The sequence below is a fragment of the Gordonia sp. NPDC057258 genome, from assembly GCF_042668985.1.
Lineage (GTDB): Bacteria > Actinomycetota > Actinomycetes > Mycobacteriales > Mycobacteriaceae > Gordonia > Gordonia hongkongensis.
The window spans coordinates 38,950-61,779 of sequence record NZ_JBHUXZ010000019.1 but is presented as its reverse complement, the minus strand read 5'-3'; the positions used below and the strand labels follow the sequence as shown (position 1 = coordinate 61,779).

Genomic DNA, 22,830 nt, shown 5'->3' with positions numbered 1-22,830 from the left:
CGCGGGTAAAGGGTGTTCTCTGGTCACGTGCTTTCGATGCTTGCTCCCGGACAGGGTTCTCAGACACCCGGCATGCTCACGCCGTGGCTCGAATTGCCGGGCGCGCGTGACCAGATCGCCACCTGGTCCAAACAGACCCGTCTGGACCTCGAACGCCTCGGCACCACCGCCACGGCGGAGGAGATCACCGACACCGCCGTGACCCAGCCGCTCGTCGTCGTCGCCGCACTGCTGGCCTACGACGAGGTGCGCAAGCACGGTGAACTGCCCGCCGACGCCGTGGTCGCCGGCCACTCGGTCGGCGAACTCGCCGCCGCCGCGATCACCGGTGTCATCTCGGCCGACGAGGCCGTCACGCTGGCCGCGCTGCGCGGCTCGGAGATGGCGAAGGCGTGTGCCCTGCAGCCCACGACCATGGCCGCGGTCCTCGGGGGCGACGAGGCGGCCGTCCTCGCACGCCTCGACGAACTCGATCTCGTCCCCGCCAACCGCAACGCCGCCGGGCAGATCGTCGCCGCCGGCGCGGTCGCGCAGATCGACGAGCTCATCGCCTCGCCGCCGGAGAAGGCCCGGATCCGCAAGCTCGCGGTCGCCGGCGCGTTCCACACGCACTTCATGGCCCCGGCGCAGGACGCCGTCGCCGCAGCCGCCGCCCGCATCACGCCCGCCGATCCCACCCGGACCCTGCTGTCGAACTCCGACGGACAGCCGGTGACGAACGGAGCCGACGCGCTGGCCAAGCTGGTGGGGCAGGTGACCAGGCCGGTCCGCTGGGATCTGTGCTCGGCGTACCTGCGAGACCACTCGGCCCACGCCCTGGTAGAACTTCCCCCGGCGGGGACGCTGGTGGGCATCGCGAAGCGCGAGCTCAAGGGCACCCCCGCGCTGGCGCTCAAGGAGCCCGGCGACATCGCGAAGATCACCGAACTTGGATAGCGGTCGCGGGTAGTCCGCGACCCCCGGAACGTCGGCTTCATGTCGGCGTGTCCAAGCGCGCGGACTTCTCTGTCCGTGCTGCGCTCCGGAAATCTCACATCCACGTAGGAAGACGAAAGGGAACCACACAGTGGCTGCCACCCAGGAACAACTCATTGCCGGCATCGCCGAGATCATCGAGGAAGTCACCGGCATCGAGCCGTCCGAGGTGACCCTCGAGAAGTCGTTCGTCGACGACCTGGACATCGACTCGCTGTCCATGGTCGAGATCGCGGTCCAGACCGAGGACAAGTACGGCGTCAAGATCCCCGACGAGGATCTGGCCGGCCTGCGTACCGTCGGTGACGCGGTCGCCTACATCCAGAAGCTCGAGAGCGAGAACCCCGAGGCCGCAGCTGCCATCAAGGCGCAGGTCGAGGCAGACGAGGCCTGATGACCCCCTCTTCCCTCCGCGAGTACTCCACGCTGGGTGGGAACTTCCCGAGTGTGGTGGTCACCTCCATGGTGGCCACCACCTCGTTGGGTGGGGATCTCGACTCGACCTGGAAGAACCTGCTGGCCGGCGAATCGGGCATCCGTGAGCTGACCGACGACTTCATCACCAAGTACAACCTCCCGGTGCGCATCGGTGGTCGTCTCCTCCAGGATCCCGCCGAGGAGGTCACGCGCATCGAATCCCGGCGGATGGCCTATGTCGAGCGCATCTCCCACGTGATGAGCAAGCGCCTCTGGGCGCAGGCCGGCGAACCCGACGTCGACAAGGACCGCCTCGCGGTCGTCATCGGCACCGGTCAGGGTGGCGCCGACGCGATGGTCGACGCAGTCCAGGCCATGGAGGGCACCGGCAACTACCGCAAGGTGTCCCCGCTCGCCGTCTCGATGGCGATGCCGAACGGACCGGCGGCCGTCGCCGGACTCAACGTCGGCGCACGCGCCGGCGTGATCACTCCCGTCTCGGCCTGTTCGTCGGGCGCCGAGGCCATCGCGCACGCCTGGCGGCACATCGTCATGGGTGACGCCGACATGGTCGTCACCGGCGGCGTCGAGGGTCACATCGACGCGGTGCCGATCGCCGCGTTCTCGATGATGCGGGCGATGAGCACCCGTAACGAGGACCCCGCAGCGGCGTCGCGACCGTTCGACAAGGATCGCGACGGTTTCGTGTTCGGCGAGGGTTCGGCGATGCTGATCCTCGAACGCGAGGAACACGCCCGCGCACGCGGTGCACATATCCACGCCCGCCTGCTCGGTACCGGCATCACCTCCGACGGATTCCACCTCGTCGCCCCCGACCCGAGTGGTCAGGGCAACGCGCGGGCCATGACGCGGGCCCTGCAGACCGCTGGTCTGCAGCGCTCCGACATCACCCACATCAACGCGCACGCGACGTCGACCCCCATCGGCGACACCGCCGAGGCCGCCGGCATCCTCGCCGCCATCGGACAGCACGCTGCGGTGTACGCGCCGAAGTCCGCGCTCGGACACTCCATCGGTGCGGTCGGGGCGCTCGAGTCGGTCCTGACGATCAAGAGCGTCGAGGAAGGCGTCATCCCGCCGACCCTCAACCTCGAGAACCTGGACCCGGAATGCGACATCGACGTCGTGCACGGTGAACCCCGGTACGGGCAGATCGATTACGCGATCAACAACTCGTTCGGTTTCGGTGGGCACAACGTGGCGCTCGCCTTCGGTCGCTACTGAGCATCACCGCCACACCCCCCGACACCCAGGAGACATCGATGACGACCTTGGCTCCCGTTGCCGGCCGCGAAGAAGCCGCCGATCCCCGCGACCCGCTGTTGCGGCTGACCAACTTCTTCGACGAAGGCACGATGTCGCTGCTCCATCCGCGCGACAAGTCGGGCGTCCAGGCCGCCGTCGGACTGGTGCACGGGGTCCGTACGGTCTCCTACTGCACCGACGGCACCGTCATGGGCGGCGCCATGGGTGTCGTGGGGTGTGCGCACATCGTCAACGCCATCGACACCGCCATCACCGAACAGGCGCCGGTCATCGGCATCTGGCACTCGGGTGGCGCCCGCCTCGCCGAGGGTGTCGAGGCGTTGCACGCGGTGGGTCAGGTCTTCGAGGCGATGGTGCGTGCCTCGGGCTACATCCCGCAGATCTCGGTGGTCGTCGGCTTCGCCGCCGGCGGCGCCGCCTACGGCCCGGCGCTCACCGACGTCGTGATCATGGCGCCGGCCGGCCGGGTCTTCGTGACCGGCCCGGACGTCGTCAAGAGCGTCACCGGCGAAGAAGTGGACATGGAGTCGCTGGGCGGCCCGACCACCCACGGCAAGAAGTCCGGTGTCTGTCACATCGTCGCCGACTCCGAGCCCGACGCGCTGTGGCGCGCACGGCGTCTGGTGTCGACGTTCACCCAGCAGGGACATTTCGACCGCGAACACGCGCGGGCCGGCGACACCGACCTCAAGGCCCTGCTGCCGGAGTCGAATCGGCGCGCCTACGACGTCCACCCGGTCGTCGAGCAGTTGCTCGACTCCGGTGTCGCGGCCGACGGCGAGACCCAGATCTCGAGTTTCGAAGAGCTGCAAGCCAAATGGGCACCGAACATCGTCGTCGGCTTCGGCCGGTTGTCCGGACGCAGCGTGGGGATCATCGCGAACAACCCGCTGCGGATGGGCGGCTGCCTCAACTCCGAGAGCGCGGAGAAGGCATCGCGTTTCGTCCGCCTCTGCGATGCCTTCGGCATCCCGCTCATCGTCATCACCGATGTGCCGGGTTACTTGCCCGGCGTCGGCCAGGAGTGGAACGGCGTCGTCCGCCGCGGCGCGAAGCTCTTGCACGCGTTCGCCGAGGCCTCGGTCCCCCGGGTCACGCTGGTGACCCGGAAGATCTACGGCGGCGCCTACATCGCGATGAACTCGCGTGCGCTCGGCGCCACCGCGGTGTTCGCCTGGCCGGGCTCCGAGGTCGCCGTGATGGGCGCGAAGTCCGCGGTGGGCATCCTGCACAAGAAAGCTCTCGCCGCAGCGCCCGACGACGAGCGTGAGGCCCTGCACGACCGTCTCGCCGCCGAGCACGAGGCGATCGCCGGCGGTGTCGGCCGCGCACAGTCCATCGGCGTGGTCGACGAGATCATCGACCCGGCGCACACTCGCAGCATCATCGCCGAGGCGCTCGCCGCGGCACCCGCGCGCCGCGGTCGCCACAAGAACATCCCGCTCTGACGCATCGCACAGACGACGAAAGTGCCCCGGTCCACGAGGACCGGGGCACGTCTCGTTGTAGTTCGTCCCCCTGCTAACCCACCCGCTGCTGCAACCAGGTGACCTCGGCGCCGGCACCGCCCATGCGGTACTGCTCGAGCGCGTTGTCCCACGCGGTTCCGAGCGCGCCTTCGAGTTCACCGGCGAGACCGGCGCTGTCGGGCTGCGATTCGATCATCGAACGCAACTGGTTCTCGCCGATGATGACGTCGCCGTTGGCGCTCGTGGAGCCGCGCCAGAGGCCGAGTCCCGGGACGTAGCAGAACCGTTCACCGTCGACACCCTCGCTGGGGTTCTCGGTCACCTCGAAACGCAGCGCCGACCACTCCCGCAGCGCCGTCACCAGACGAGCCGCGGTACCGACCGGACCCGCCCAGTCGACAGTGGCACGCTGCATGCCGGGTTCGGCATCCTGTGCCGACCATTTCAGGTTGGCGCGCGCATTCAGGGTCGACGACAGAGCCCACTCCACATGCGGGCACAGCGCCACCGGCGCCGAGTGGATGTAGACCACTCCTGTTGTCATGTCCGCAAACTGATTCAGATTGCGCACCTTGTTCACCTCCGTTGTCGACGAGGAACGTCTTCCCCAACACACCTCGCGACAGCGGATATCACATTCGTAGGGTCAATTGTGCCCCATGATGCACGTGTTGCGCTAGTTTCTCCTGCGAGAAAAATTCAGTTCTGTGACGAGAGTTCATCAACGACACGATCGTTGAACTCGCTCCACAGCGGCTTCGCCCATGGTCCGAAGAGCCGATCCGTCAGCACGACGCAGGCCGCGTCGAGCGCCGGATCCACCCAGAGGAACGTGCCGGCCTGACCGAAGTGCCCGAACGTCCGCGGGGAGTTCCTCGTCCCGGTCCAGTGCGGCGACTTCTCGGACCTGATCTCGAAGCCGATCCCCCAGTCGTTGGGACGGTGCTTGCCGTACCCGGGGACGAATCCGTCGAGTCCGGGGAACCGCACCGACGTCAGCGTCCCGAAGGTCTCCGGCGCCAGCAGGCGCGGATCCAGCAACTCGCGGGCAAAGGCCGCCAAATCCGCCACGCTCGAGCGGGCGGCATGCCCGGCCGGCCCGTAGAGCGTCGTCGACGACATCTCCAGCGGCGCGCACACGGCTTCGGAGAGATAGCGGCCGAACTCGATACCGGTCGCCTCGGCCACGACCTCGGAGGCCACCTCGAAGCCCGCGCTCGAGTAGATCCGCTGCTCCCCCGGCGGGGCCTCGACCTCGCGGGTGTCGTAGGCCAGGCCGGACGCGTGCGAGAGCAGGTGGGCAAGGGTCGACCCCGACGGCCCGGCCGGGTCGTCCAGCTCGACGGCTCCCTCCTCGACGGCGACGAGCACCGCGTAGGCCACCAGCGGCTTCGTGACCGAGGCGAGCTCGTAGACGCGAGCGGGGTCGCCGAACTGGTCGGCGACCCCGTCGCGGGTGATGATCGCCGCCGACACGTGGTCGACGGGCCATTCCGTCAGAGAATCAAGGACAGACACATCGGGTCACGTTACCCGGGTGCTCACCAGTCCTCTTCGGTGTAGCGGATGACTCCGCGGATGTTCTTGCCGTCCAACATGTCCTGGTAGCCCTCATTGATCTGGTCCAGACGGTACTGCCGGGTGATCATGTCGGCGATGTTGAGCTTGCCGATCTTGTACATCGACAGCAGCTGTGGGATGTCGAGCTTCGGGTTGGCACCGCCGAAGATCGAACCCTGCAGATTCTTCTGGAGCAGGGTCAGCATGGCGAGATTGAGGTTGACATCGCTCTCGAGCATGTTGCCCATACCGGTCAGGACGCAGGTGCCACCCTTGGCGGTGATACCCATCCACAGGTCGACGTCCTTGCCGTGGACCTCGCCGACCGTGACGATCACCTTCTGGCACATGCCGCCGTGAGTGGTCTCCGCGATCGCCATGGCCGCCTCTTCGACCGTGGCGAAGGCCGCGGTGGCCCCGAACTTGAGCGCCTGCTCCCGCTTCCACTCCACCGGGTCGATGGCGAACAGGTTGCGGGCGCCGGAGATGACCGCGCCCTGCAGGGCCGCGGTACCCACGCCGCCGACACCCACGATCGCGACGTCCTCCCCCGGTCGTACGTCGCCGCTGCGGGTCGACGAGCCGTAACCGGTGGGGATGCCACAGCCGCAGAGCGCCGCGACCTCGAACGGGATGTCCTTGTCGATCTTCACCGCCGAGGCCTCGTGCACGACCATGTACGGCGCGAAGGTGCCCAGCAGCGTCATCGGGTAGACGTTCTCGCCGGCGGCGGTCTGGATCCGGAAGGTGTTGTCCGACACCGCCTCGCCCTGCAGCAGCATGGCGCCGAAGTCGCACAGGTTGGCCATTCCCGACTGACACGACGGACACTTGCCGCACGACGGGATGAACGACAGCACGACGTGGTCGCCGACCTCGAAGTCGGTGACTCCCTCACCGACCTCGGCCACGACGCCCGCACCCTCGTGACCACCGAGGATCGGGAACCCGGCCATCGGGATGCCACCGGTCATCAGGTGATGATCGGAGTGGCACATGCCGGCGGCTTCCATCTTGATCTTGATCTCGTGGGCCTTGGGATCGCCGATCTCGATGTCCTCGATCGCCCACGGCTTGTTGTGCTCCCGCAGCAATGCACCCTTTGTCTTCACTGAACTCCTCCGTTCGAACCCGGCGACGTCTCGCACCGGGAGGATCTACTCACTCCGACGGTTGCCGCCATGACGTGACAGTAGTCACTCAACCACAAAATTGGAACGTGTTCTAGTGCGTGTTTCTTGGCGCGTCGATGCCGGCGGTGGTCGGGACGGACGAGACCACGACGACCTGGGCGCGAGTGCTTGCGCCCAGGTCGGAGGGTGTCGACGTCGCCGAGGCGTCCGACGACAGTGGATACGACGGGGTCAGTCGGCCAGGCCGGCGTCCTTGCTGCCGTAGCTCTGGCGCAGGGTCGGCTTGACGACCTTGCCACCGGCGTTGCGCGGCAACTCGTCGACGATGACGATGTCCTTCGGATGCTTGAACCGCGCGAGGTTCTCGTTGAGGTACGGCTCGAGGTCGGCGAGCGTCAGGTCCTCGACGCCTTCGGCGAGCACGATCACCGCGACCGGCACCTCACCCCACTTCTCGTGTGCGCGACCGATGATCGCCGCCTCGGTGATGCTCGGATGACCGAAGAGGACGTTCTCGACCTCGGCGCAGTAGATGTTCTCGCCACCGGAGATGATCATGTCCTTGGCGCGGTCGACGACGTAGAGGAAGCCCTCCTCATCGGCACGGACCAGGTCACCGGAGTGGAACCAGCCGCCGGCGAAGGCGTCGGCGGTGCCCTGCTCGTTCTGCCAGTACCCCTTCATCATGTTCGGGCCGCGGTAGACGATCTCGCCGACCTCACCCTGCGCGACGTCGTTGCCCTCGGGGTCGACGATGCGCGCGGTCACGGCCGGGACGACCTTGCCGATGGAGCCGATCTTGCGCAGGGCGTCCTTGCCCTCGAGTACGCAGGTGATCGGCGACATCTCGCTCTGTCCGAAGACGGCGACGTTGAGCGCCTCCGGGAAGGTCTCGTTCATCGCGTTCAGGACGGTGTCCGACGCCGGGGCCGCACCCCAGCTGATCACACGTAGCTTGAGATCACGCGGCTTGGCCTGCTGCGCGGCACAGACGGCCTGCCACTGTGCGGGCACCAGGAAGATCGAGGTGGTGCCCTCGCGCTCGATGGTGTCCAGCATGTCGTCGGGGTCGAACGCGCCGAGCGGATGGATCACCGAGAGGGCGCCCATGTAGAACAGGGGCGCCATGGCGCCGAGGCCGGCGATGTGGAACATCGGGGCAACACACGAGCCGATGTCGTCGGAACGGGTCTGCAGGGCCTGCAGACAGGTGACCGCCTGCGCCTGCATGTTCGTGTGGGTGAGCATGGCGCCCTTGGGCTTTCCGGTCGTGCCCGAGGTGTACATGATCAGCGCGACGGTCTCCTCGGGAACGTCTATCTCCTCGAGATCCGACGAATCCTCGGCGACGAGCGCCTCGTAGTCGAGGTGATTGTCCTTGTCCGAACCGCCGACCACGATGGTGTGCTCGATCGCTCCGGTGGAGGCGCCCGCGGCGTCGGCCAGCGGGGCGAGCAGGGTCTCGGTGACGATCACCTTCGCGCCGCTGTCGTTGACGAGAAACGCGACCTCGGCCGGGCTCATCCGGATGTTCACCGGAACGGGGATGGCACCGATCAGGTTCGCACCCAGAACCGCTTCGACGTACTCCGAGCGGTTGAGCAGCACGATCAGCACACGATCGCCGAACTGCACGCCGCGGCGGCTCAGTGCGGCCGCGAAGGCGCGGCTGCGCTCGTCGAGTTCCTTCCAGGTGGTGATGTTGCCCAGGAACTTCAGCGCCGGCTTGTCCGGGGTCATGAAGGCGTGGCGGCGGATCTGGTTGTTCCAGTGGTTGCGGCGCGAACGCAGCGGCTCGGTGGCCAGGTCGCTGAAGGTGTCGACGGTCGCGGTCATACGATCGGTCTCCTCGTTGTCTCTCTGGTGGTGATGGGGTCGGGAACGGTTGTGGTACAGCGATTCCGACGTGTCGCGGCGCTCACTTGGAGGCGCCGGCGAACGCGGTGATGGCCGCCTGGAACTCCGGGGACTGGAGCAGTTCGGTCTGGCCGTCGAGTTCTCGTTCGATCGCGGCCTCGAAACCGGACATCGTGTGCGCGTCGAGCGCGGCCTTCGTGAGCCGGAGCGCGGCAGCGCTCTTACCCGCGAGCTTGCCGGCGACCTTGCCGACCACCTCGTCGAGCGCGGCACGATCCTCGACGACGCCGTTGACGAGTCCGGCGTCGAGAGCCTCTGCGGCACGCAGCTTCTCACCGAGCAGCGCCAGCTCGTTGGCACGCACGCGACCGACGGCCGTCGCGAACGACATCGAGGCGGCGCCGTCGGGCATGAGACCGATGTTGACGAACGCGAGCAGGAAATACGACCTGGCCGTCGTATAGATGAGGTCGGCACCGAGTGCGAGCGACGCACCGATCCCCGCGGCTGCACCGTCGACGGAGGCGATCACCGGGACCGGGACCGAACGCACGGCCCGGATGAGATCAGAACCTCCGGAGATGATCTGACGCGCCTGCGTCGGAGTGAACCCGGAGGCGCCGCCCGCGGTCGACTGTTCGGCGAAGCCCCGGACATCGGCGCCCGCACTGAAACTGCCGCCCGCGCCGTCGAGCACGATCACGCGGACGTCGTCGCGAGTCGACCACTCCGCCAACGTGTCCTCGATCGCCTGATGGGCCCCGCCGTCGAGGGCGTTCATCCGTTCCGGACGAGAAATCGTCAGGCGCCCGATCCCGGAGTCGTCCACCGATGTGATGACTCCGCCGCGCGTGATCTCTTCGCTCACTGCTCTCCCCACTCCAGGCCGGCTTCTCGGTAGACACAGCCCCCCGAATCTGTGCCATCGCCTAGATTACTACCACAATGCGACGCAGATCACGAGAATCTCGGTTAACTTATCAGACTCGCAAGCCGGTCTCTCCTGCGGTTTTGCCGGTCGATGCCGAAATCTGTCACGAGAACGTGGTCTCCGGATAGGCTCTGTCGTCATGACCGCCCGCCCGCAGACGTCGCGCCCGGACACCGGCGCCCGGCGTCGTCGTCCCGCCGACCGGCGACGCATGATCGTCGACGCCGCGGCGAAGGCCTTCAGCGACGGCGGGTACCACGCGGTGCGGCTCGACGACATCGCCGACGCCGTCGGCATCTCCACCCCGGCGCTGTACCGGCATTTCCCGAACAAGTACGCACTGTTCGCCGAGACCACCGCCGACCTCGCGACCGGCCTGCGCGACGTTCTCGACACCGTCCCGGAGGGGTCGCCCGAGGAGTTGCCCGCACTCCTCGAGGCGATCACCGCCACCTCGTTCGACAATCGTCGCCGCGGTGGGCTGTACCGGTGGGAGTCGCGCTACCTCGAGCCCGCCGACGCCGCGATCGTCCGCGATGTCGTCGTCCACCAGCATCGTCGTGTGCGTGCCGCCGCCCGCCGGCTGCGCCCGTCGCTGACCGATCTCGACGCCAATCTCGTTGCCGCGGCGATGATCAGCGTCGCGGCGAGTCCGACAACGCATCGCGCCTCGTTGCCGGCCCGCGAGGCGACAGCGTTGATGTCGGCCGCCGCGATCGGCCTACTCGGGGTCGAGCTGCCCGAGCCGACCGACCCCGAGCCGCCGTCGGTGACCGGACTCGCCCCGGCCGCCAAGCGCGAGGTCATCCTGACCGAGGCGATCGAGCTGTTCGCCGCCCGCGGGTTCCGGGACGTGACGATCGAGGACATCGCACACGCGGCAGACCTGCCGGCATCAGGCGTGTACCGCCACTTCCCCAGCAAGGTCGCCATTCTCGAGGCCTCGTTCTGGCGCGCCACCGACCGGGTCACGTCGGCCATCTCCGACGCGCTGGCGGCGTCGACCACGCCCCGCGAGGCGATCGCCGCGATGGTCGCCTCGTACATCCGGTTATCATCCAGCGCAACCGATCTCATCGCGATCTACGAGACCGAGATCGGGCACACGACTCCCCAGGCACGCGAGGAACTACGCAACCAGCAGCGGATCACCGTGGACGAGTTCGCCACCTGGCTCACCCGCGTCCGCGACGAGCTGTCGCTCTCGCAGGCGCGCTTCCTCGTACACGCTTCCCTGAACGTGGTCACCGACCTGTCGCGTCAGTCCCTACCGCCCTCCCCCGACCGGATCGACGCACTGGCGATGCGGATTCTGTTGCACGGCTGACTATCTGATGACCGGCAAGCACGCCGAACTTCGCTCCCTGATCCGAAAGAACTGCAGAACCCGAGAGACGTGCTGAGCCACTGCTCCCTGAGGTGCGAGCGAAGCGAGCCACGAAGGGCTTCGCAACGTGTCTCACCAGGCCCTTCGTGGCTCGTCGCTAACGCTCCTCGCACCTCAGGGGGCAATGGTTATGTCGTTCCTTCGGATTAGGAAGGCGGTGATTGGTCGCGCCCTCCACAAGCTCCGGGCGCTCCTCAGGGAGCGATAGGACTCGCTTCTTTCGGATCAGGGAGCCGAGGCCTCACAGCACCGCGAAGTCGTCCATCAGCCAGCGACCGTCCTGCTCCACGAGGGTGACCTTGACCCGCGACTGATACGGGAATCCCTCCGGGAACTCCTGGGCGGTCTGCGGCGACTTCAGGGTCTGGTCCAGGGTGACCAGCACAACGGCCTTGCCGTCGTCGACGGACATGAGGCCCGCATTGTCGGCCGTCGCCGTCGACACCGATTCGGCCTCGGCGGATCCGCGGCGGGCGTCCTGCGAGGACTCGATGTAGGTCTGGGTGAACGCCGGCGTGGAGATCTCCCGGATGCGTCGGTCGAGGTCTGCGTAGTCGGCTGAGTTGTAGGTCGAGATCTCGGCCGCGTACCGCCGGGCGGTCTCGAGGAGGGACGTCGTCGTACCGGCCGACGCGCTCGACTCGGCGCGTTCATCGGCATCCACGTACGCCACGGCGAGCACCGCCGTCGACGCCGCGAGGACGACGACCGCCACGATCAGCGCGATCACCGCCCACGGTCGGCTGCCGACCGTCGAAGTCCAACCGGTCCACCGGCGGGAACCACTCCTACGCGCCGTGGCGGGATCGAGCTTGCGGGGGGTGCGGTCCGAGCCAGGGCGTGGGTCCGCGACCTCGGTCGTGGCGTCGTCGGACCCGTCGGCGTCGTCCGTATCGGCCGGCTCGTCGGCACCCGTGGGCTCGTCAGCCGGGCGTCGGCGCTCGGCCTTGCGGGCTGCTTCCGCCGCCTTCGCCTCGGCCTCGGCGCGGTACTTGTCGCGGTTGCTGCGATTGGCCTGCAGGAACTCGTTGCCGTCGAGCGGGGTGACCTGCTCGCCCGTCGGCGATGTCGCCTGGTGAGACTCCGCGTCGACGGACTGTTCGGGCTGGTCGGACGTGGAACGCGACTTCGGCATGCGTTCAATGTAGCGAGACGTTCCCGACGGGTTCGTCTCGCTGCCGGATCACGGCCCGTCGGTCACAGCGCACCGAGGTCCAGGGACACCCACTGTTTCGGTTCGAGGAACAGCTTGGTCTGGGGACCGTGATCCTTCTCGGCCATCTCCACGTAGGGGTCGACGGCCTGGGGCGGGAGGTAGCGCGCCGCCATCTCCTGCAGGTCGCCGCGGGTGCCCGGAACCATGTCGACCGCATCCCCCGACACGGCCACGTACATCAGCCGCGGCGACACCTCGTCGACCATGAGCGTGAACCGCCCGGCGGTACGGATGAGCTGCAACTTGCGCGATTCAGTTCCGGTGAGCAGCCAGGGGCGACCGCCCGGCTCGTACTGGTACCACACCGGGACCGTGAGCGGCGCCCGGCCGGGCTCGGCTTCGACCGACAGCGCCGCGACATGGGGTTCGGACAGGAACGCTTCTCGTTCGGATTTCGTGAGTGCCATGATCCGACGGTAGTTCGGACCACCGACATTCCCCTCCGGGTTCGACGACCCGGAGGAGAGCGGTGTGACTACTTCCAGGGTTCGAGAACCTCGGCGGCGCGTTCGGCGAGCACCATCTGGAAGATCGGGCCGAAACTGACCCGGGCGACACCGAGTTCGGCCAGTGCCGCTTTGGTGTTCTTGGTCGGATGGCCGATCGCGTTGACCGGCAACGGCAGTTCGCTGGTGAGCCGCTTCTGCGCGGCGTCGTCGTGGAAACCGACCGGGTACAGCACGTCTGCGCCGGCATCGGCAGCCAGCTTCATTCGCTCGATCGCCCGGTCGAGGCGGTCGGATTCGTCGCCGACCTGCTTGACGAACAGGTCGGTGCGCGCGTTGATCACCACGTGGACATCGGTGGCGTCGGACGCCGCCCGCAGCGCACCCACGAAATCGGCGTGCTCCTGTGGCTCGCGAAGGCGTCCGCCCTCGCTGTGCACGGTGTCCTCGATGTTCAGACCGACGGCGCCCGCGGCGATCAGGCCGTCGATGAGCGTCTTCGGGTCCTCCCCGTAGCCGGACTCGATGTCAACGGAGATCGGGACGTCGACCGCCGTGGTGATCTGCCGGATGCGGGTAGTCAGTTCCTCGAACGTGATTCCTTCGTTGTCGGGCTTGCCGATCGAGTCCGACACCGGGTGACTGCCGACGGTGAGCGCGGTGAACCCGGCGGAGATCGCGAGGTTCGCCGACCAGGCGTCCCACACCGTGGGCAGGATGACCGGGTTTCCCGGTTGGTGGAGTTCGAGCAGAGTCGTGGCCTTGCCGGCGAGTTCCGTCATGGTCCCTACAACTACGCGAGTTCCCGGTCTCATTCCACCGCCATTGCGCTACTTGCGCCAGAACAAATGGTGCGTCACGCCACTGGTGCTCGGGACGGATTCGTGGTGATACCGGCCCTCGAGCTCCTCGGGTGACTCCCAGAGTTTGAGTCCGGCGCCGATCGTGACGGGTGCGACGGCGATGTGGAGGGTGTCGATGAGGTCGGCGTCGAGGAACTCCCGGACGGTGCTCACGCCGCCGCCGATACGTACGTCCTTGCCGTCCGCCGCGGCCTTCGCCTGCTCGGCGGCCTCGGCCGGGGTCGCGTCCAAGAAGTGAAACGTGGTGTCACTCAGCGTGAACGACGGCCGCACATGGTGCGTCAGTACGAAGACGGGAGTGTGGAACGGCGGCTCATCACCCCACCAGCCCTGCCACTCATGGTCGGTCCACGGTCCGCGCTGATAACCGAACTTGTTGCGGCCCATGATCTCCGCACCGATGTTATGAGCGAAGTCGCGGGTGAAATAGTCGTCGAGGCCGCGGGTGCCACCCGGGTCGGTCCGGTTGGGCCAGCTCGCGGTGGCGCCCGCCCACGACATCAGTTCCCACGGTTCGACGCGATCACCGAAGGGACGCTCGAACGTCTGGTTCTCCCCCGCCCCGACCCCATCTTGTGAGATCGAGAAGTTCTGGACTCTGAGTTGCTGTGGCATGGTTCGGCTTCCTTGTCGGTCGGCACGAGCAATCTATGCGGACAGACTCGGTGTCGCAGCCAAACTCATCGATGCGACTCGGCGCGGAGCACGCCGGACGCCGATCGTACGACGCCGGGTCAGGCGAGCGCCTGCGCGATGACCTCCGCGACGGGGGTCGACGACCGGCCGATGAGCGACTGGAGGTCGCCGGAGTCGGTGTCCAGCTCACCGCGGCTGATCCCGGCATCTGCGCCGGCCAGCATCGCGGCGACCGGTTCCGGCAGACCCGCGCTGACGAGAGCGGCCTGGTAGTCGGCTTCGGAGAGGTCGCGGTACTGGACGGTCGCACCCGATGCCACACCGATCGCTCGGGCGAATTCGCCGTAGGTCAGCCGCTCGTCACCACCCAACTCGTAGACCTTGCCGGCCTGGTCCGAGTCGGCGGTGAGGACCGCTGCGGCCGCAGCCGCGTAGTCGGCACGAGCGGCGGCAGCGAGTTTTCCCTCACCCGCGGCACCCAGGAGCGTTCCGGTCGCCGCCGCCTGCGGGATGGCGGCCAGGTAGTTCTCCCAGTACCAGCCGTTGCGCAGGATCACGGCGGGCACCGACGACTCGTTCAGTCGAGCTTCGGTGGCGACGTGCCCGGAAGCCAGACTCAGACCGCTCGTGTCGGCGTGCAGCAGGCTGGTGTAGGCGATCAGTTCGACGGAGTTGGCCTCCGCCGCCTCGATCACGTTGGTGTGCTGGGCAACACGTTGCCCGACCGCCGAACCCGAGACCAGCAGCAACTTGTCGACGCCGACGAGGGCGTCGACAAGTGATGCCGGATCGTCATAGTCGGCGACACGGACCGAAACGCCGTGCGACACGAGCTTCGAGGCCTTCGACTCGTCGCGGACGATCGCCACCACGTCGGCGGCGGCGATGCCCCGGGCGAGTAGTTCGTCGATCACGAGTCCGCCGAGCTGTCCCGTCGCGCCGGTCACTGCTGTGGTCATCTGATTCCTCATCTCTGTCGGTTGGACGACTCCCAGTATGCACTTACTTTTCGTAAGTGCAATACGAACTGTTAGCAAGGTCTCGTCGATTCGGCTACCGTTGAGCACGTGATCGAGATCAGCGACGAGTCCCTCGAGGCGGACGTCTTCGCCCGGGACTGCTCGTCCCGGACCACACTGCAGACCGTTACCGGACGCTGGGGCAGCCTCGTGCTGATCGCGTTGGGGGAGAGCAACTATCGATTCAGCGCGCTGCGGCGACGCGTCGACGGCGTGAGCGAACGGATGCTCTCGCAGACCCTGCAGAGCCTCGAACGCGACGGCATGATCGTGCGCACCGTCCTCGAAGCCATCCCGCCGAAGGTCGAGTACCACCTCACTCCGCTCGGCAGGCAGGTCGCCGACCAGTTGAGCGGCCTGATCGAACTCGTGCAGAACAACATGCCGGCCGTCCGCGACGCCCAGGCCGACTACGACGAGCGACGCGGGGGCGACTGAAACCACTCTCGTCGGGTACACGTGGAGACGTAGGAGTCCGACGAGGAGAGGAGCGTCCCGATGACGTCACCGGAAGCCGACCTGCCGGTCGAGGCCAACGAGGCCGATGCACTCGAGCAGGCCCAGACGGCAGCGCCCGATCCCGCTGAAGGTGTCAACCCCAGCGTGCCGTTCGAGGCCGACGACGCCGACGCCGCCGAACAGGCCACCGAGGTCGAGATCGACCCCGAGGACTACCCCCGGGAGTAGCGCAACGGGCGGCCTGGCCGCCGCATGCGGCTGACCGCCCGTTTTGTCGTCCGACATGACCATGCGCTAAAGTCTGTCCTCGGTCCTGATGACGCGCTCCACGAGCGCCGAGCAGGTCCGAGGCAGTCCCCCATAGCTCAATTGGCAGAGCATTCGACTGTTAATCGAACGGTTACTGGTTCGAGTCCAGTTGGGGGAGCAAGAGGCCCGTCACCCGCGTCGGCAGGTGACGGGTTTTCTCGTCTTCGGCAGTCGTGCCGGTCCGCATTCATATGACCGTCGACCGTGCGGTAATGTCCAGCAGCGGGCTCTCGGGCCCACGGGGCGGTAGCTCAGTCGGTTAGAGCCGCGGACTCATAATCCGTAGGTCGCGGGTTCGAGCCCCGCCCGCCCCACGCACGAAAAGCGTTGTAGCACAGAGCGAGAGCAAACAATCCCCCGGCCGGGCCCGCAGCGCTCACTCACCCACTGTGGGTGGCACATCGGTCGATTCGGCCATCACCGCAGAGCCACTGAGTGTCTCGTTGGCGCGGCGCTCGACCAGCAGCGGCACGAAGTCGCGCACGTCGGTGCCGTCGAAGTGTCGGTACGCGGCTTCGACCGCATCGGCCACTTCCTCGGGTTTTCTGTCGCCGTACATCCCGATCAGGCGGTGCTGAACCTCGGTGACCTGCCGGCGCTCGTCATTCGCGTCCACGCTCCCACGCTAGGCAGCGACCGGTCGTCTCGCAGTGTGGGAGGCAAACCGTCGTCGACTGTTCAGCTGGAGTTCGTCGCCGGCCGCCAGCACCGGGCTCATCGTTCGACGCGACACCAGTACTCGGTCTCACCGGGAATGGGCGTGAGTCTGACCTCGCCGCCCTCGGGACGGTCGAACAGCCGGACCCCCGCGCCCAGGAACACCGGGACGAAGAACACGAGCACCTCGTCGAGCAGCCCGTGATCGATCATCTGTCGCGCGACGTCGGCGCCGATGACGGTGACGTAGCCGTCGCCGGCCGTCCGGGCGGCGAGGTCGACCGCCTCGTGCAGATCCGAGACGAACGTGAAGCCGTCGACGGGGTCCGCCGGCGGGTTGTGTGTGAGAACGACGGCGGGACCGTCGTATTCGCCGCCGAACGCACCCTCGCGGTCGGTGCCCTTGTTGGGGTCATCGCCGCGGAACGACCGGTTGCCGACCAGCAGTGCGCCGGTGCCGCGCATCAACCGTGCGGCGGCATCGTCCGCTGCAGTGGACGCCGGCTGCCCGTCGGCGGGCACGTCGAAGAATCGGGTCAGCCACGACATGTCGCCACCGGGTCCGGCGATGAACCCGTCGAGTGATGCCGTCGCCGAGAAGATCGTTGTCGCCATGGATTCCTGCCTCCGTCGGTGGCGTGGGGGTACCGACGGGGTAGACCGGGCCGGAGACGGATACTCATCGGCCGCCGGCCCCGCGACCGTCGGCGCGAAGACCTACGCGGGTGTGTCAGCCCGCGTCGACGATCGGGTCGACAGCCTGTTCCAGCAGGCTACGACGATAGGCCTCGAGCGCTACGAGATCACCGAAGACCGCGTTGTAGCCGTCGGGGTCGTCGCTGGGTGCCATCCGGCGCAGACGCGACTTGATGTCGGCGATCTGCGAGCCCACCCACACCTCCTGCAACCGTGCGAGCACGCTGGAGATGTAGCGGGCGATGTTGTCCTCGTCGACCGGCATCGATTCGACGGCGAGTTCGGTCACGAGCGGATCGATGATCGGGTCGTCGACGGCATTGCGCACCGCGTCGACCCAGGCCGCGCCACCCAGACCGGACGACGTCCCGCCGAGCCCGGTCATCGCCTGGCGGATGATCGCGTAGGCCGGCTCGTTGAAGCACTCGACGGGCAGCGAGTCGAAGACCGTGCCGGCGATCGCCGGATACTGCAGCGCCGCCTTCAGCGCTTCCCGCTGCGGCCACAGGCGCGGGTCGTTGGGCTGGGGGCGGGCCGACGTCGGCGCGGCCTCCGCCTCCGGCCGATTACGAGCACCGCGACCGCTCCCCCGACTGCCGGAGTTACTGACGCCCTGCGCCTTTCGAATTCTCGCGCCTTCTTCGCGGACTCTGCCGAGAACCTGGGAGACCTCCTCCCAACCGACCCAACCCGCCAGCTGGCGGGCGTACTCGTCACGCAGCGCGATGTCCTTGATCCGGGCGACCACCGGGACGGTGTCGCGCAACGCGTGGACGCGGCCCTCGGCGGTGTCGAGGTCGTGGCCGGCGAGGAGGGCCTTGATCGCGAACTCGAACATCGGCACCCGACGCGCGACCAGGTCGCGGACGGCGGCGTCGCCCTTCTCCTGCCGGAGTTCGCAGGGGTCCATGCCGTCGGGCGCGATCGCCACGAACGTCTGCCCCGAGATGGACTGTTCGCCCTCGAAGGCCTTGAGCGCGGCTGCTTTTCCGGCATCGTCCCCGTCGAAGGTGTAGATCACCTCGCCGCGGAAGTACGAGTCGTCCATCATCAGCCGCCGGATGAGGGCGAGGTGGTCCTCACCGAATGCGGTGCCACACGAGGCGACCGCGGTGGTGACGCCGGCCAGATGCATCGCCATGACGTCGGTGTAGCCCTCGACGACCACCACCTGATGCCCCTTGGCGATGCTCTTCTTCGCGTGATCGAGACCGAACAGCACCTGAGACTTCTTGTACAGCATGGTCTCCGGCGTGTTCATGTACTTGCCGAGGTTGTCGTCGTCGAACAGTTTGCGGGCGCCGAACCCGATGATGTCCCCGCCGAGGTTGCGGATCGGCCACAGGAGACGGCGATGGAAGCGGTCGATCGGCCCCTTGCGTCCTTGTTTGGACAGACCGGCGGCTTCGAGTTCGCTGAACTCGAAGCCCTGCGACAGCAGCGCCTTGGTCATCGTGTCCCAGCCGGCAGGTGCGTAACCGCAACCGAATTGGACGGCCGCCACCGCATCGAAGTCGCGTTCCTTGAGGTAGTCGCGCGCGGGCTGCGCCTCGGGTGACTGCAGCGCGGCCGCGTAGAACTTGGCCGCGGCGGCGTTGGCGGCCACCAGTCGCGCGCGGGTGCCGCGGTCCCGCTTGATGGCGGTACCGCCGCCCTCGTAGTTGATCTGGTAGCCGATCCGATCGGCGAGCTGCTCGACCGCCTCGACGAAGCTGATGTGCTCCTGCTTCTGCAGGAAGCTGTACACGTCGCCGCCTTCGCCGCAGCCGAAGCAGTGGAAGTGGCCGTGATTGGGACGGACGTGGAACGACGGCGACTTCTCGTCGTGGAAGGGGCACAGACCCTTGAGGCTGTCGGCACCGGCGCGCCGGAGGGCGACGTAGTCGCCGACGATGTCCTCGATCCTCGTCTGCTCACGGATCGCCGTGATGTCGCGATCGGGAATTCGGCCTGCCACGCGACCAGTGTAGTGACGCCGGTGAGGCCGCCCGGCCGGGTGCTTCGTCGACCATGCGCGGCCTACCCCAGATGCGCCTGGGCCCCCGAATTGTGCTTGTCGGTGCGCTCGAGCCGGCCTTCGGTCATGGACGCGATCTGGTCGACGATGACCCGCATGCGGGCGGCATCGTCGGACGCGGCGTTCCACCACGGCACGAAGATCGGGTCCAGGCCCCCGGGCGCCGCCTCGGCGAACCAGTTCGCGACCCGGTGGATGCGTTCCCGCTGACGACGCTGTGTCGCCTTGTGCCGCTCGTTGGAGAAGATGAAGCGCAGTGCCAGGGTCTTGAGCATCGACACCTCGGCGGCGATGAGTTCCGGCACCTCGAGGTCGGCATCGTAGCGCGAGACCGGCCGGTCGCCGACCACCTCGCGGGTGCCGGTGATCGCGGCCGACGCGAAGCGGCCGATGAACTCACTCGTCAACCGCTTGAGCGCGACATAGGAGTCGAGCGTGCCGTCGAAGACACCCACCGACCGCACGATGTCCATCCGGTGCAGGCGGGCGGCGGCGTCGACGAGGGCCGCGGGATCGAGACCCGGGAATTCCTTGGCGCCGATGTCGGCGAGAGCGCGCTGATCCTGCGGATCGCCGAGGGTCCGCAGGTCGATCCGGCCACCGATGACGCCGTCCTCGAGGTCGTGCACGGAGTACGCCACGTCGTCGGACCAGTCCATGATCTGCGCCTCGACGCACTGTCGGGTCCCGGGCGCGCCTCGGCGAATCCACGCCAGCATGGCGGCATCGTCGTCGTAGGCCCCGAACTTGCCTCCGGGTGTGCGTCGGGTCCACGGATACTTCAGGGTCGCGTCCAGGGACGCACGGGTGAGGTTGAGACCGGCGCTGCGCCCGTCGGCATCGAGCAGCTTGGGCTCGAGCCGCGTCAGGATGCGCAGGTTCTGGGCGTTGCCCTCGAAACCACCGTGCTCCGCCGCCACCTCGTCGAGCGCACGTTCGCCGTTGTGTCCGTAGGGCGGATGACCGATGTCGTGGGCGAGTCCGGCAAGCTCGACGAGGTCGGGTTCGGCGCCGAGACCGATGGCGATCCCCCGGCCGATCTGCCCGACCTCGAGCGAATGCGTGAGCCGGGTACGGGGCGTGTCGCCCTCGCGCGGACCGACGACCTGCGTCTTGTCGGCCAGCCTGCGCAGGGCGGCCGAGTGCAGGACCCGCGCACGGTCCCGCGCGAAGTCGCTTCGATGGTCGGTCCGGGTGCCGGGCAGACTAGCGACCTTGGCGCCCTCGGGCACGAACCGCTCGACGGCCTCGTCGCCGTAGGTTGCCACCGTCGGGAGCACATGCCCGACCGTCTCGGGACCCTGTCGGGTGCTAGTCAAGCACCCAGCCCCGGGCGACGGCGAAGTCGGTGACCCGCTGCCTGATCGCCACGATCTGACGAGCCGTGAGGGCGCCGTCGGCGTCGAGGAGCAGCTCGGTGAGCTCTTCGGTGAACGCGGCGGCATCCAGCGAGCCGCCCCCGCCGCGCGGACGACGACTGCCGCGGTCGTCGTGACGTCCGCGGTCGCCCCGGTCCCCACGATCACGGTCGCGGCCGTGGTGCTCGTCGCGGCGGTGCGCCCGTGCGCCGGCGGTGTCGTCGGCCGGCGCGGCCTCGGTCACCGCGACGTTGACGGCCTTGGAACCGCGGTCGGTCTCCTCGATGTCGAAGGACACCTTGGCACCCGGTTTCAACGAGTTCTCGTCGATGTCGATGTCGTTGATGTGGAGGAACACATCGGCGCCGCCCGATTCCGGCGCCAAGAACCCGAATCCCCGATTCGCGTCGTAATGAACGACTTTCCCGCTGACAGACACGACTCCACTCACTCTCTCGTCGCGCGCACGACGGACCCCATGCCCTACTCCACGCGACAACTCGTCATCGATTGTGACAGACATCCGCAGGTCAGGCGGAATCGTGAACACCCGGCCCGCGCGGCCGGGAGCAGGATCAGGCGCCGAGCAGCTTGCCGCCGAGATACTCGGCGACCTTGTCGAGCGCGACCCGCTCCTGGCTCATGGTGTCCCGTTCGCGCACCGTGACGGCCTGGTCGTCGAGGGTGTCGAAGTCGACCGTCACGCAGAACGGCGTGCCGATCTCGTCCTGCCGGCGGTACCGCTTGCCGATGCCCTGTGCGTCGTCGAACTCGACGTTCCAGTGCTTGCGGAGTTCGGCGGCGAGGTCGCGGGCTTTCGGCGAGAGCTTCTCGTTGCGCGAGAGCGGCAGCACGGCGACCTTGATCGGGGCCAGCCGGCGGTCGAGCCGCAGCACCGTCCGAGTGTCGGTGCCGCCCTTCGCGTTCGGCACCTCCTCCTCGGTGTAGGCGTCACACAGGAAGGCCATCAGCGAGCGGGTCAGGCCGGCCGCCGGCTCGATGACGAACGGGGTGTAGCGCTCACCCGACGCCTGGTCGAAGAACGACAGGTCCTCCCCCGAGTGCTTGCTGTGGGTGGACAGGTCGTAGTCGGTCCGGTTGGCGACACCCTCGAGCTCACCCCACGGGTTGCCGGTGAACCCGAACTTGTACTCCACGTCCACGGTCCGCTTGGAGTAGTGCGACAACTTCTCCTTCGGGTGGTCGTAGAGCCGCAGGTTCTCCGGGTCGATGCCCAGGTTGACGTACCAGTCGAAGCGCTGGTCGATCCAGTACTGGTGCCATTCCTCGTCCTCGCCCGGCTTGACGAAGAACTCCATCTCCATCTGCTCGAACTCACGGGTGCGGAAGATGAAGTTGCCCGGTGTGATCTCGTTGCGGAAGCTCTTGCCGATCTGCGCGATGCCGAACGGCGGCTTCTTGCGCGCGGTGGTCATCACGTTCTTGAAGTTCACGAAGATGCCCTGCGCGGTCTCGGGACGCAGGTAGTGCAGACCCTCTTCGTCGTCGACAGGCCCGAGGAACGTCTTCATCAGACCGCTGAACGCTTTGGGTTCGGTCCAGTTGCCGGGCTGCCCGGTCTCCGGGTCGTTGATGTCGGCCAGACCGTTGGCCGGCGGGTGCCCGTGCTTGGCCTGGTAGGCCTCGATGAGATGGTCGGCGCGGTAGCGCTTGTGGGTGTGCAGCGACTCGACCAGCGGGTCGGTGAACACCTCGACGTGGCCCGAGGCCTCCCACACCTGACGCGGCAGGATGACCGACGAGTCGAGGCCGACGACGTCCTCGCGGCTGATGACCATCGTGCGCCACCACTGCCGCTTGATGTTCTCCTTCAGTTCGACGCCGAGCGGGCCGTAGTCCCACGCCGATTTGGTACCGCCGTAGATCTCACCGCACTGGTACACCAGGCCCCGGCGCTTGGCGAGGTTGACGACGGATTCCACATTGGACTGGGCGGCCACGGTTAACTGCTCTCCACGGGTTGAGGTGTTCGGCTGGGACGGTCGTACTGACGCTCGGTGCTCGACGTGCATCCACCAGATGCGGGCGGCAACCCGTACAGACTACCGAGCACGTGTGCCGATTCCCGAAACCACCGGCAACGGTGCACCCGTCGGACCCACATGCACCGACGGGAA

General features: G+C 67.4%; 23 protein-coding genes and 2 tRNA genes. 9 read left to right on the top strand and 16 right to left on the bottom strand.

The annotated features are described in order from the left end of the window. Positions 1 to 27: 27 nt before the first annotated feature. The 4 genes from ACFUEJ_RS14840 (at position 28) to ACFUEJ_RS14825 (ending at position 4,127) form a co-directional block, all read left to right on the top strand. Entirely contained in the window at positions 28 to 936 is a 909-nt protein-coding gene (locus ACFUEJ_RS14840; protein WP_137810264.1) for an ACP S-malonyltransferase, read from the top strand. A 130-nt stretch (positions 937 to 1,066) separates the two neighbouring features. Continuing rightward, complete coding sequence (gene acpM, locus ACFUEJ_RS14835; RefSeq protein WP_058252053.1) at positions 1,067 to 1,369, top strand: meromycolate extension acyl carrier protein AcpM; 303 nt, start codon at positions 1,067 to 1,069, stop codon at positions 1,367 to 1,369. Next, positions 1,369 to 2,637 (top strand): KasA/KasB family beta-ketoacyl-ACP synthase, encoded by a 1,269-nt coding sequence (locus ACFUEJ_RS14830; protein ID WP_065630088.1) that lies wholly within the window; start codon positions 1,369 to 1,371, stop codon positions 2,635 to 2,637. The genes acpM and ACFUEJ_RS14830 overlap by 1 nt, the downstream gene beginning before the upstream one ends. A 38-nt stretch (positions 2,638 to 2,675) precedes the next feature. Next, entirely contained in the window at positions 2,676 to 4,127 is a 1,452-nt protein-coding gene (locus ACFUEJ_RS14825) for an acyl-CoA carboxylase subunit beta (protein ID WP_137810265.1), read from the top strand. Positions 4,128 to 4,200: 73 nt separating this feature from the next. On the opposite strand, the gene ACFUEJ_RS14820 is transcribed toward ACFUEJ_RS14825, so the two are convergent. From ACFUEJ_RS14820 to ACFUEJ_RS14800, 5 genes are all read right to left on the bottom strand, one after another. Then, positions 4,201 to 4,719, bottom strand: a complete 519-nt coding sequence (locus ACFUEJ_RS14820; protein ID WP_010841193.1) for a DUF3145 domain-containing protein — start codon at positions 4,717 to 4,719, stop codon at positions 4,201 to 4,203. A 128-nt stretch (positions 4,720 to 4,847) separates the two neighbouring features. Next, positions 4,848 to 5,666 (bottom strand): serine hydrolase, encoded by an 819-nt coding sequence (locus tag ACFUEJ_RS14815; protein WP_065630089.1) that lies wholly within the window; start codon positions 5,664 to 5,666, stop codon positions 4,848 to 4,850. Positions 5,667 to 5,689: 23 nt separating this feature from the next. Next, positions 5,690 to 6,820 carry an NDMA-dependent alcohol dehydrogenase gene (locus ACFUEJ_RS14810; protein WP_065630090.1) on the bottom strand — a complete coding sequence of 377 codons (1,131 nt, stop codon included), beginning with the start codon at positions 6,818 to 6,820 and terminating at the stop codon, positions 5,690 to 5,692. Positions 6,821 to 7,072: 252 nt separating this feature from the next. Further along, positions 7,073 to 8,677 (bottom strand): fatty-acid--CoA ligase FadD5, encoded by a 1,605-nt coding sequence (fadD5, locus tag ACFUEJ_RS14805; RefSeq protein ID WP_247449601.1) that lies wholly within the window; start codon positions 8,675 to 8,677, stop codon positions 7,073 to 7,075. An 82-nt stretch (positions 8,678 to 8,759) separates the two neighbouring features. Continuing rightward, complete coding sequence (locus ACFUEJ_RS14800) at positions 8,760 to 9,566, bottom strand: enoyl-CoA hydratase-related protein (RefSeq protein WP_374612707.1); 807 nt, start codon at positions 9,564 to 9,566, stop codon at positions 8,760 to 8,762. Between the two features lie 202 nt (positions 9,567 to 9,768). On the opposite strand from ACFUEJ_RS14800, the gene ACFUEJ_RS14795 reads away from it, so the two are divergent. Further along, the gene (locus ACFUEJ_RS14795; protein WP_247449605.1) at positions 9,769 to 10,956 is read left to right on the top strand and encodes a TetR/AcrR family transcriptional regulator; all 1,188 of its coding nucleotides are present in this window, start codon (positions 9,769 to 9,771) and stop codon (positions 10,954 to 10,956) included. A 301-nt stretch (positions 10,957 to 11,257) separates the two neighbouring features. Here the strand turns inward: ACFUEJ_RS14795 and ACFUEJ_RS14790 are convergent, their stop codons facing one another. The 5 genes from ACFUEJ_RS14790 to ACFUEJ_RS14770 all read right to left on the bottom strand — a co-directional run bounded on the left by ACFUEJ_RS14790 (position 11,258) and on the right by ACFUEJ_RS14770 (position 15,136). Further along, positions 11,258 to 12,151, bottom strand: coding sequence for a hypothetical protein (locus tag ACFUEJ_RS14790; RefSeq protein ID WP_078112884.1), 894 nt, complete (start codon positions 12,149 to 12,151; stop codon positions 11,258 to 11,260). Positions 12,152 to 12,213: 62 nt separating this feature from the next. Continuing rightward, positions 12,214 to 12,639, bottom strand: a complete 426-nt coding sequence (locus ACFUEJ_RS14785; RefSeq protein WP_065631454.1) for a pyridoxamine 5'-phosphate oxidase family protein — start codon at positions 12,637 to 12,639, stop codon at positions 12,214 to 12,216. 68 nt (positions 12,640 to 12,707) lie between these two features. Further along, a complete protein-coding gene (locus tag ACFUEJ_RS14780) occupies positions 12,708 to 13,460 on the bottom strand; it encodes an isocitrate lyase/phosphoenolpyruvate mutase family protein (RefSeq protein WP_058252063.1) in 753 nt (250 codons plus the stop codon). 48 nt (positions 13,461 to 13,508) lie between these two features. Beyond that, on the bottom strand, positions 13,509 to 14,156 hold the full coding sequence (locus ACFUEJ_RS14775) for a dihydrofolate reductase family protein (protein WP_078112885.1): 648 nt from the start codon (positions 14,154 to 14,156) through the stop codon (positions 13,509 to 13,511). A 119-nt stretch (positions 14,157 to 14,275) separates the two neighbouring features. Then, complete coding sequence (locus ACFUEJ_RS14770; RefSeq protein WP_388030196.1) at positions 14,276 to 15,136, bottom strand: SDR family oxidoreductase; 861 nt, start codon at positions 15,134 to 15,136, stop codon at positions 14,276 to 14,278. 108 nt (positions 15,137 to 15,244) lie between these two features. Here ACFUEJ_RS14770 and ACFUEJ_RS14765 point away from each other — a divergent pair, with 108 nt between their 5' ends. The 4 genes from ACFUEJ_RS14765 (at position 15,245) to ACFUEJ_RS14750 (ending at position 16,278) form a co-directional block, all read left to right on the top strand. After that, positions 15,245 to 15,634 (top strand): helix-turn-helix domain-containing protein, encoded by a 390-nt coding sequence (locus ACFUEJ_RS14765; protein ID WP_078112886.1) that lies wholly within the window; start codon positions 15,245 to 15,247, stop codon positions 15,632 to 15,634. A 60-nt stretch (positions 15,635 to 15,694) separates the two neighbouring features. After that, positions 15,695 to 15,883, top strand: coding sequence for a hypothetical protein (locus ACFUEJ_RS14760; protein ID WP_058252067.1), 189 nt, complete (start codon positions 15,695 to 15,697; stop codon positions 15,881 to 15,883). A 126-nt stretch (positions 15,884 to 16,009) separates the two neighbouring features. Beyond that, a tRNA-Asn gene (locus ACFUEJ_RS14755) sits at positions 16,010 to 16,082 on the top strand. A 122-nt stretch (positions 16,083 to 16,204) separates the two neighbouring features. Beyond that, positions 16,205 to 16,278: transfer RNA gene (locus tag ACFUEJ_RS14750), tRNA-Ile, on the top strand. Positions 16,279 to 16,340: 62 nt separating this feature from the next. Here ACFUEJ_RS14750 and ACFUEJ_RS14745 read toward each other — a convergent pair. From ACFUEJ_RS14745 to ACFUEJ_RS14720, 6 genes are all read right to left on the bottom strand, one after another. Beyond that, the gene (locus tag ACFUEJ_RS14745; protein ID WP_388030192.1) at positions 16,341 to 16,580 is read right to left on the bottom strand and encodes a three-helix bundle dimerization domain-containing protein; all 240 of its coding nucleotides are present in this window, start codon (positions 16,578 to 16,580) and stop codon (positions 16,341 to 16,343) included. Between the two features lie 98 nt (positions 16,581 to 16,678). Then, positions 16,679 to 17,236 carry a dihydrofolate reductase family protein gene (locus tag ACFUEJ_RS14740; RefSeq protein WP_065631458.1) on the bottom strand — a complete coding sequence of 186 codons (558 nt, stop codon included), beginning with the start codon at positions 17,234 to 17,236 and terminating at the stop codon, positions 16,679 to 16,681. Between the two features lie 115 nt (positions 17,237 to 17,351). Beyond that, positions 17,352 to 19,274 (bottom strand): DNA primase, encoded by a 1,923-nt coding sequence (dnaG, locus tag ACFUEJ_RS14735; protein WP_065631459.1) that lies wholly within the window; start codon positions 19,272 to 19,274, stop codon positions 17,352 to 17,354. A gap of 62 nt (positions 19,275 to 19,336) precedes the next feature. Continuing rightward, on the bottom strand, positions 19,337 to 20,653 hold the full coding sequence (locus ACFUEJ_RS14730; RefSeq protein WP_388030188.1) for a deoxyguanosinetriphosphate triphosphohydrolase: 1,317 nt from the start codon (positions 20,651 to 20,653) through the stop codon (positions 19,337 to 19,339). Continuing rightward, on the bottom strand, positions 20,646 to 21,131 hold the full coding sequence (locus tag ACFUEJ_RS14725; protein ID WP_058252071.1) for a cold-shock protein: 486 nt from the start codon (positions 21,129 to 21,131) through the stop codon (positions 20,646 to 20,648). Before ACFUEJ_RS14725 ends, ACFUEJ_RS14730 begins: the two co-directional genes overlap by 8 nt. Before the next feature lie 136 nt (positions 21,132 to 21,267). Beyond that, on the bottom strand, positions 21,268 to 22,653 hold the full coding sequence (locus ACFUEJ_RS14720; protein ID WP_078112890.1) for a glycine--tRNA ligase: 1,386 nt from the start codon (positions 22,651 to 22,653) through the stop codon (positions 21,268 to 21,270). Positions 22,654 to 22,830 lie beyond the last annotated feature (177 nt).